At 57.2% G+C, this 8945-nt stretch carries 7 protein-coding genes and 1 pseudogene; 4 read left to right on the forward strand and 4 right to left on the reverse strand.

The window, feature by feature from the left end:
• Positions 1-94: 94 nt before the first annotated feature.
• Together HNO79_RS15370 and HNO79_RS15375 are read right to left on the reverse strand one after the other, a co-directional pair.
• The gene (locus HNO79_RS15370; RefSeq protein WP_214165810.1) at positions 95-1399 is read right to left on the reverse strand and encodes a helix-turn-helix domain-containing protein; all 1305 of its coding nucleotides are present in this window, start codon (positions 1397-1399) and stop codon (positions 95-97) included.
• A gap of 295 nt (positions 1400-1694) precedes the next feature.
• A complete protein-coding gene (locus HNO79_RS15375; RefSeq protein WP_214165809.1) occupies positions 1695-2147 on the reverse strand; it encodes a MarR family winged helix-turn-helix transcriptional regulator in 453 nt (150 codons plus the stop codon).
• Between the two features lie 67 nt (positions 2148-2214).
• Between HNO79_RS15375 and HNO79_RS15380 the strand changes: the two genes are divergently transcribed.
• Positions 2215-3729 (forward strand): FAD-dependent oxidoreductase, encoded by a 1515-nt coding sequence (locus tag HNO79_RS15380; protein ID WP_214165808.1) that lies wholly within the window; start codon positions 2215-2217, stop codon positions 3727-3729.
• Between the two features lie 192 nt (positions 3730-3921).
• Here the strand turns inward: HNO79_RS15380 and HNO79_RS15385 are convergent, their stop codons facing one another.
• The gene (locus HNO79_RS15385; RefSeq protein WP_234448237.1) at positions 3922-4503 is read right to left on the reverse strand and encodes a TetR/AcrR family transcriptional regulator; all 582 of its coding nucleotides are present in this window, start codon (positions 4501-4503) and stop codon (positions 3922-3924) included.
• Positions 4504-4654: 151 nt separating this feature from the next.
• Here HNO79_RS15385 and HNO79_RS15390 point away from each other — a divergent pair, with 151 nt between their 5' ends.
• Positions 4655-6787 carry a xanthine dehydrogenase family protein molybdopterin-binding subunit gene (locus tag HNO79_RS15390; RefSeq protein ID WP_214165807.1) on the forward strand — a complete coding sequence of 711 codons (2133 nt, stop codon included), beginning with the start codon at positions 4655-4657 and terminating at the stop codon, positions 6785-6787.
• A complete protein-coding gene (locus tag HNO79_RS15395) occupies positions 6784-8091 on the forward strand; it encodes an FAD binding domain-containing protein (protein ID WP_214165806.1) in 1308 nt (435 codons plus the stop codon). Before HNO79_RS15390 ends, HNO79_RS15395 begins: the two co-directional genes overlap by 4 nt.
• On the opposite strand, the gene HNO79_RS15400 is transcribed toward HNO79_RS15395, so the two are convergent.
• Positions 8060-8623 (reverse strand): TetR/AcrR family transcriptional regulator, encoded by a 564-nt coding sequence (locus HNO79_RS15400; RefSeq protein ID WP_214165805.1) that lies wholly within the window; start codon positions 8621-8623, stop codon positions 8060-8062. The genes HNO79_RS15395 and HNO79_RS15400 overlap by 32 nt on opposite strands.
• A gap of 68 nt (positions 8624-8691) precedes the next feature.
• On the opposite strand from HNO79_RS15400, the pseudogene HNO79_RS15405 reads away from it, so the two are divergent.
• Positions 8692-8945 (forward strand): annotated as a pseudogene (locus tag HNO79_RS15405) (DUF1349 domain-containing protein); the annotation flags it as partial.

An 8945-nucleotide genomic window follows, 5' to 3' on the forward strand; every position in this document is an offset into this window, starting at 1 on the left:
GGGGAGAGCAGAAGGTCCAGTTTCGGAGAAGTAATCAAAAAAAATAAACTGCCTAATTTTCTGTGGAAAAATGACCTGAGTAGGCAGTATTTTACTAATTTTGTTTTGTTTTATTATAATAATCTATCAACCACCCTCTGGGAGTTAAGGTAATAGTCTTACGTCGTCGATCACTATCATCTATCGTACTCTCAATTAGTGCAGCTTGCTCCAAACTACGTAAATGTGGCTGTAGTGCCTGAGGTGAATCATAACCAAACTCCCCGTAGTCACCTGTAGGAGATATTCCCTCAGGTCTTTGAGAAATCACCTGAAATACACTCCACCCAGTACGCGTAATACTCTGTGTATCGGCAAGATTTTTTTCTGCTTCTGATGTAAGCCAATGTTTCAATAATTCATTTTTCTCTTCTTCATTTTGCGGTTTCTTTCCTTCGAATGCACACCACAAGCAGTAATCTTCGCAAAATTTTAGCGCAATTCGAAGGTTATGATTCGATATATCGTAGACAAACTTAAAGCCATTTGATGCAATTGGGATATATGCGTCCACTTTCGTTTTAAGTATGCTGGTTCTTGCCTCTATAACATCACCAACATCGTTATCCGCTAATGGAGCTAATTCTATAGGAGTAGCTAATTTTCCTTGGAGCCTATTTGTTGATGCCACACTTCTTATAATTCCACGTGCTCCACAAAGAACCCATTTTATTCCAGGAAAAGAAAGAACACTATCTCGAAGATCTTCCAGAACCTTTCTCGCTGTTAATGATGTATCCAATAATTCCATATTATCAAGAAGACAAACAAATCCGCCTGAACAACCGGCTGGGAACATTATATTTAATATTTCCCTAAGAGAGGCTTCCAATCCTGCTCCGGAAAAAGCTGAGCTGCCATTTACTGAATTCGTAGTACTAGCATTAGCACCAAATCCAGCAATACTAAGTCCACCATTAAATGATTTAATTATCGGATCGTTAGACCACCGCCTAAGATCTTCTAGTTTTCCTACCGGAAATCTTGTTTCATCTAGCCATTCCAAAGAAGAGATGAAACTTACCATTCTAAGAAGAAATTTTTCTTTAAATGCTTCTATATTTTCTGTAGCAGAAATTTGGAATATATGATCGACGGGAATAAACGCAGGTTTGTTTTCTGGATCATCTAAAAATTCCTCATACAGAGTAAAAGCCGCTATGCCCACCAAACTGGTTTTACCAACACCATTCTGACCCTCTATTGTTGTATGAAGATCAGATGAAGTTAATTTCATCCGAAGAAGACGCAATTCTTTATCACGACCTTTGAGTAATTTCTTTCCTTCAGCATTAGCTTTTATTGGTGCTGTACTGAATGGATTTCCGCGGAATCCGAATTCAGACCATATATTACTCATTGATCATATGACCTTTATTTATAATTTATATAATTATTGATTTTATCAGACGTTTCTATGCACTGCTAGAGACAAATTGAAATTTCCAAAACGCATTTAGAAACTAAATGTTTATCCGAAAGGTAGCCTATTAACACCAGCCTCCCCAATGTCCGTTCTTGGAAAGCTATGATAAGCGCTTGAATGACCGACATGAGGGCGACTGCAGCCTGTCTGCTCCATTCTTGAAGACGACATACGGCTTTACGAGGGAAGCAACCGGTTTGATTCTGGTGACAGATTTTCACTGGTTTTATCATCGCATCAGGTCGTCAGCGAAGCGTCGCAAAAGCGTCCGTAACTGATCGAGGTCGGCATCCGTCCAGTCGACGAGAATGCGGTTCGCCAGTCTCTGGCGGGCCGCATTCAGCAGGTCGACCATTTCCTGTCCCTTTCCAGTCACTGTCGCTTCGCGAACACGCCTGTCCGCGGCAGACGGGTGGCGCTCGATAAGGCCCAGATCTTCCAGCTTGGTCATTTGTCGGCTGATCGTCGTATGATCACGCCCTGTACGGTCCGCGAGTTCGACAACACCGACAGGACCGTAACGCCCTACGCGCGCCAGAAGCGGAAACAGGGCGCGATCCAGTGGAATGCCCGCTTCTTCGATCAGTCGATCATCCCGACGCGGGCGGTTGATTTCATCGACCAGATCGATGATCGCGGCATGCAGTCCGCGCAGGATATCAGGATCATGTGTATTATTCACGCTTTTTGTTGCCTTGGACGCCGCTCTGAGATACGTGAATATTACACATTGATTCGCGGAGTTGCCAGTGGCCTTCGATACAGACGTCCTGATCTCGGGTGCGGGGGCCGCAGGCCTGACGCTTGCGATCGACCTCGCCCGACGCGGGGTTTCGTTCCGACTGATCGAACAGAACACGCAGCCGTTCAGCGGATCGCGCGGGAAAGGCCTCCAGCCCCGGACGATGGAGGTCTTCGAGGATCTCGGCTTCGTCGACCGTGTGGCGGCAGCAGGCGGACCCTATCCGCCGCTGTGCCAGTATCGTCCTGATAGACCCCATAAAGTGTCGCTTCTGACGGAGGCGGAAGTCTTCCCCACTGCCGCCGAACCTTATGCCGCGCCGCTGATGCTGCCGCAGTTCGCAACCGAAGCCGTCATGCGGGAGCGGCTTGCCGAGCTTGGGCATCATCCCCGCTTCGGCACACGGCTGACCGGATTTGAACAGGACGCACATGGCGTAACGGCAAGGATGGGTGGGGAAGCCGGCGAGCATATGATCCGCGCCCGGTTCCTCGTCGGAACCGACGGCGGCCGCAGCTTCGTGCGCCATGCCCTGGCTATTGATTTTCCGGGAGAAGCACTGGGCGTGCGTGCGATCGTTGCCGATGTGCGGCTGGAAGGTCTTGATCGGTCCGTCTGGCATCGTTTCCAGCTCGGTTCACCGGCGACACAGGTGATGATCTGTCCACTGGCGGGAACCGATCTGTTCCAGGTTCAGGCGCCCGTGGCACTGGAGGGAGAGATTGACCTGTCTTCGGCCGGACTGACCGCGCTCATCGGGGCCCGGACCGGCAGAGGGGACATCGCCGTCCGCTCGGTGTCCTGGTCCTCGGTTTATACGATGAATGCGCGTCTGGCTGATCGCTACCGGGTCGGACGCATCTTCATTGCGGGGGATGCCGCTCATGTTCACCCGCCAACCGGTGGTCAGGGTCTCAATACCAGCGTTCAAGACGCTTATAATCTCGGCTGGAAGCTGGCCTCCGTGCTCGCGGGTGCGCCGGAAGCGCTGCTCGACAGCTACGAGGCGGAGCGCCGGCCGATCGCGTCGAACATGCTGCATCTCTCGACGCGGCTGCTTGGTGAAGCAAGGCAGGGCACCATGCGGCGCGATCGCGAAGCGCGTCAGCTCGACCTCGGTTATCGCGGCTCATCATTGAGCGCGCCCGGTTCGGTGGGCGGCAAAGTGCAGGCGGGCGATCGCGCACCCGATGCGCCCTGTCGCGGGCAGGCGGGGCAACGGACACGGCTGTTCATGATTTTTCAAGGGTCTCACTGGACCCTGCTCGGCTACCAGCCGCACGACCGGCCGTCGGCCATCGCGGGCGTCCGTATCGTCGCCGTTGGTGCGGAGCATGAACTCGTCGACGAAGATGGCAATATCGCCGAAGCTTACGGGATCGAACCCGGTCAGTGGGTGCTCGTACGTCCGGACGGTTACATCGCCGGGATCTTTCCCTCTGACGGACTGGAGCCGCAACTTTCGCGCTACCTCGTGCATGTGCTGCCGTCCGGCCCGACCGATACACTCGCAGGGTCATGATGGGGGAGAAGCGGACGGTCGGCTGTCAGATCGGAATAATAGAAAAGCACCCAATCAATACTGTGAAAACCTCTGACAGCCGGACACCTCAGTAACAACCGATCAGCCCCGATGAGGCTTGATCCCGACGATAGCTGCCTATCGCTCCACATTTCCATCTGCACCCTCGCCGTTTACGGAATACGACAACATTCAGGAAACCTGATCCACGATTTTTTGGATCCATGTGCTTGTGATGGGCGCATACGGAATCAGCATCCGGTAATAAAATGCGCCATATAGCAGGTCGAGGGTAAGTTCGGCCTCTTCTGAAGAGACCCCGAACTGTTCGAGCGCCTCTTTTCCCGCTTGCCGCCTTGGGGCAATCCACCGATCCCAGAATGCCTGTTCGAGCACGGAGCAGGATTGAGCGGCGGCAATCATGTGCCGCAGGAGTTTCCGCCGTGGTGCGTCCAGCGCCGCACTGAGGTCTTCAAGCGCGAAAACCAGCGTCTGCCTGACGTCCTGCCCCGTTCTGTAGGCAATCTGTGGGGTCAGTTCCGACAGGAATGCGTCCATCACAACGGCAGCGGCACTGTTCCAGCGCCGGTAGAGCGTTGTTTTCGCCACCCCTGAATGACTTGCAATCGCCTCCATCGTTACCCGCTCCGGGCCCAGATCATAGGCGAGTTGCAGCGCTGCCCCCTGTGCGGCCTCGGTCGCCTGCTGACTGCGTTTGCGGCCGCTTCCTGTTGAGGAAGCTTTTGCAGCATGAGATGGGTCGGGACTGTTCAAGATCGTTCTCCAGCACACTGCGGGAAAACTGCCACCGTCCGATGTTTTTCGCAACGATCCGTATCGTTTATTGACTACGATACGGAGCGTATCATAAGTGTTGGTCCTATCCTGATAACGGTCAGGACAGGACAGACACCGGAGCAAACCTGTGATTGGACAATCCATCCAGAAATGGGACGCCCTCGACAAAGCCAGAGGGGCTTTCCCCTACCCTTCTGACCTGTATCGCGACCACTGTGTTCATCTCAGGGTCCTGCGCGCCGGACGTGCTCATGCCCGGATCGTGTCAATCAATACGGATGCGGCACGGCAGGCCCCGGGGGTCGTGCGGATTCTTACCCATGCCGATATTCCTGGCCTCAACAGTTTTGGCCTGATCGCGCCCGATCAACCTGTCCTGTGTCATGACCGGGTGCGCTTTTGTGGTGATGCCGTAGCCCTTGTAGTGGCCGAGAGCGAGCAGGAGGCGCGTCATGCCTGCAAGCTGATCCACGTCGAATATGAAAACCTGGCCGCCCTGCTGGATGCGCGGCAGGCACTCGCCCCCGATGCGCCGCAGATCGGGCCAAACGGCAATCTGTGCCATGAGGTCGATCTGGGTTTTGGCGATGTAGATGCCGCGCTGGAAGCGTCCGACCATGTCGTGCGCCTGACCTACAGTACGGGGCGGCAGGAACATGCTTTTCTGGAGCCCGAAGCGGGCATCGCCTGGCGTGATGAGAAGCAGCGGATCGCCATAACCTGTGGCGGACAGAACCCTTTTGCTGATCAGAAGCAGATTGCCGCCATCCTTGGTGTTCCGCTGGCGCAGGTCCATGTGTCGCATCCACCCATGGGGGGCGCTTTTGGCGGCAAGGAAGACCTGAATGTTCAGGCGCATTTGGCACTGGCGGTACACGCTACGGGTCGCCCTGCCCGCTACGTCTATGAGCGTGAAGAAAGTATTGGCTGTTCTGTCAAGCGGCATCGCTTTGAGGTCGATGTCGCGGTGGGCTGTGATGCCATGGGCAGGCTGACGGGTTTCAGGGCCAGCCTTCTGGCCGATACCGGGGCCTATATGACGTTGGGGCCGGCCGTCCTTGTTCTTGCAGCCGAACATGCGTCCGGTCCCTACCGTTTTCAGGCCAGCCGGATTCAGGGCAAGGCCGTCCATACCAATACCTGCAATGCCTCGGCCTTTCGCGGGTTTGGCAATCCCCAGGTCATTTTAGGCATTGAGCAGGCGATGGACGCGCTGGCGGCGAAATGCGGCATGAACCCGGTGGACTTCAGGGTGCACAACCTGCTTCGCGGCGGTGACCGGGCCGGAGCCGGGCATATCGTACGCAATGATGTTACGCTGCCACGCCTGATTGCAGCAGCCCGCAACGGGCCATTACTCCGTGCGTCTGAGGCGGAGCCCCTGCGGCCAGATGAGGATGGGAAGCTGCGCGCGACCGGCTTTGCCTTTGTCTGGCAGGGGTTCGGGCTGGGGGCCGGGGCCGAACCCGGTTCCAGCGTCACCCTGCGCCGCGACGCAGACGGGCAGTTCTGGCTGGACTGTTCGAGTGCAGACCTTGGCGAGGGCAATCTGTCCGCATTCCAGCAGATTGCGGCATCCGGACTAGGTTGCGCGGCGCATGACATCGGGCTTGATATCGGCACGACGGATAATACGAATTCGTGGTCCACGAATGCCTCCCGCTCGGTGGTCGTGACGGGCAATGCCGTGGCGAAGGCCGCCCGTCAACTGGCAGTGCGGATTGATGCGGGTGAAAACGGAGCGCTGGAGGAGACCGCACATTTTGCACCGGATTTTCCAGAAAAACTGACACTGGGCACGCCGCACGTGGGGTATTCCTATGGCATCCAGGCCGTTCGCATTGCGCTGGATACCGCGACTGCGAATGTCACGGTGGAAGAAGTCGAGACATGGCTCGATGCCGGAACGGTCATCAATCCTGATGGGGTGACTGGGCAGATCGAAGGCGGTCTGGCGCAGGGGCTGGGCTTTGCGCTGAGCGAGGATCTTGTGCAGCACGAGGGGCGCGTCCTGAACAACCGCTTCTCATCCTACATCCTTCCCACCATCCGCGATGTGCCGGTGGAGGTCCGTGTTCACCTGATAAATCACCCTGATGCATCAAACCCGCTGGGTGCGCGCGGCATTGCCGAAGTCGGGCTGACACCTGCTGCGGCGGCCATCGCCAATGCCCTTGCGCGCTGCCTTGGCCATCGCTTCGACCAGTTCCCGATCAGGCCGGAGGCGATTCTGCCTGTCATGGAAAGGGCTCTGTCATGATCACATTCCAGCTCAATGGCGCACCGGTCCAGATCGCGCATGAGGGCAAGACCCTGTTGCAGGTGCTGCGCGATGATCTGCACCTCAGCGGCGCCAAGCTTGGCTGTGGTGAAGGCGAATGCGGGGCCTGCACGGTTATGGTGGATGGGCGGCCAGTCTGTTCCTGCCTTGTGGCAACCCAAACACTGCAAGGCGCTACGGTTACGACCATTGAATCCCTGGCCCCGACGCCGGACGGATCAGAAATCTGTTCCGCCCTGGCGCGCACGGGCGGCGTGCAATGCGGTTTCTGCACGCCGGGCATTGTCATGGCCTGGGCCGGGCGGCACCCTGATGACACCCCCGATGATGCCCTTGAGGGCAATCTCTGCCGGTGCACGGGCTATGTGAAAATCCGCGCGGCGCTGGAGCAGGCACCCTGCCTGCCGCAACACAGGGGCACCGTTTCCGGCAAGGCGGACCTGTCCTTGCAGGATGGGCTAGCCCGTCTGGCCCAAAACCCTCAACTGGTCCCGATTGCGGGGGGCACCGACCTTGTGGTGCGTGCGGGCCATGATCTTGGCGCCCACCAGCTGCTTTCGCTTGAGCGGCTGGATGCGCCGGAACTGCATCAGGTTTTTTGGGAGGATGGCAATCTCGTCATCGGTGCCCTGATGCGCTGGCAGGACATCCTGCATGATCCTGTCATCGCTCGTTTTGTGCCCATCCTCAGGGATGTCGCGCATGGGGTTGGCAGCCCGCAGGTCAGGAATGCCGCGACCATTGGCGGCAATGTGGCCACCGCCTCCCCGGCAGGTGACAGCCTTCCGGCGCTGGTCGCCCTTCAGGCCCGTGTCCGGCTCATCCATCATGATGGGAGCCGCGAGATGCCGGTTGCCGCGTTCATCACGGGGGCCGGGCGCACGCAACGCAGGGCAGGAGAACTGATTGCCGGCTTTGTCATTCCCGCAAAATGTCTGGGCCAGCCACAGGCCTTCACCAAGGTCGGCCCACGCAGGGCGCAGGCGATCTCGAAACTGTCCCTCGCAACGGTCAGAGTGCCTGACGACCCGGCCGGAATCAGCTTTGCGTTCGGGGCTGTCGGTCCCGTTCCCATGACGTGCCCGAAAGCGCATGCTTCTCTCGCCTCAGGGGCGCGGGATAAAGCGCATCTCAACGCCGTGACTGCACTGGCCATGTCTGAAATTACGCCGATCGATGACATGCGCTCTACCGCTGCCTACCGCAGGCGCGTGGCTGGCAACCTTCTCATACGGCATTGCCGGGTGCTTTTTAGCCCTGCGGCGGGCAGAGGCGACGGATGATGTCTTCTATCTGCCCACGGTCCAGTTTCGCATGATCCACCGAGCCGTGAATGCCCATGCCCTCGACCAGAGCATCAAGTGCGCGGCAGGTCAGCGGATCGAAGAAGCGACCCAGCGCCTCCCGGCTCGCCTGCATCCAGTCGCGCATGATGGCCGCGAGTTCGGGCTTGCGGGCGGCAAAGGCGTATAATTCATAACTCAGCAGCAGCGTGCGCGGCGTGGACCAGATGTTTCCGGCAATGATATCGACAAGTGCCTGTATCGCTTCCTCCCGGTTTCCGGCCTCGGCCAGCCGCCCGACAAAGGCTACGGAACTGGCATGGGCCACCTGCGTGAAAGCCAGATGAAGCAGATCGTCCATACCATTGAAATGATACGTCATCGAGCCAAGCGGCACCCCTGCTGCCTTGGCCACGCGGCGGTGCGTCGTGCCCTGCACGCCATGTTCCACGATCACGTCTAAAGCAGCATTGATGATGCGCTGCTTGCGGTCGGGGTCGGGGCGACGGATGGCTGAAGGGTTGCTTGACATGAGGAAACAGGTTTAGCCTTGCGCGATGTGTACGTTCGTACACAAGATGAATATCTTAATGACACGGGATGGTAGCAGTGAGCGAGAATACCGGAAAGAACGCTTCCCCCGGCATGACACGGCGCACGATCATCGCAGCAGGCGCAGTAGCCGGTGGCATGGCCCTTGGCGGCGGAGTGGCACATGCCAGCGCGCGCGGCCCGTGGCGGGGCGGGGTCTGGCTCAACAAACCACATCAGAGCGCGATCAGGGCCAATGCGCTTGAGATGACAACGGACAAGGGCTCCGACTTCTGGCGCGAGACCTTTTACGGCTTCACACG

This window comes from Komagataeibacter oboediens, from assembly GCF_018491655.1.
GTDB lineage: Bacteria > Pseudomonadota > Alphaproteobacteria > Acetobacterales > Acetobacteraceae > Komagataeibacter > Komagataeibacter oboediens.